Origin of the sequence: Shewanella sp. CAL98-MNA-CIBAN-0140 (genome assembly GCF_040309905.1) — a bacterium.
GTDB lineage: Bacteria > Pseudomonadota > Gammaproteobacteria > Enterobacterales > Shewanellaceae > Shewanella > Shewanella psychromarinicola.
Window position 1 is genome coordinate 1 of record NZ_JBEOPI010000175.1, and the last position, 270, is coordinate 270.

A 270-nucleotide genomic window follows, 5' to 3' on the forward strand; every position below is an offset into this window, starting at 1 on the left:
TTACAATCCCAAGATGCCTGACCAAGATATGACGAAGATCCCCTTGCGCTGTTGTAGGATCCTTAGCAAATACAATAATGTCGCCATCTTGAAGCAGTTTGACATCCATTTTTTGCAAATCTACGGCACGAATGAATGTGTGACTGATGGCGCGCTCGCCACGTACAGGTGCTACAAGCTGCTCACGAAAATCAAAAGCCGCGGGTCGACGAATGACACGAAGATCGACTGCCATCGGAATAATGCATTCCGCCGTTACAAGTGTTGAGG

At 47.8% G+C, this 270-nt stretch carries 1 protein-coding gene; it reads right to left on the reverse strand.

Annotation, left to right across the window (positions count from 1 at the left end):
• On the reverse strand, positions 1–270 hold a 270-nt coding region (locus AAEY93_RS20650), incomplete at both ends, for a hypothetical protein (protein WP_351079544.1).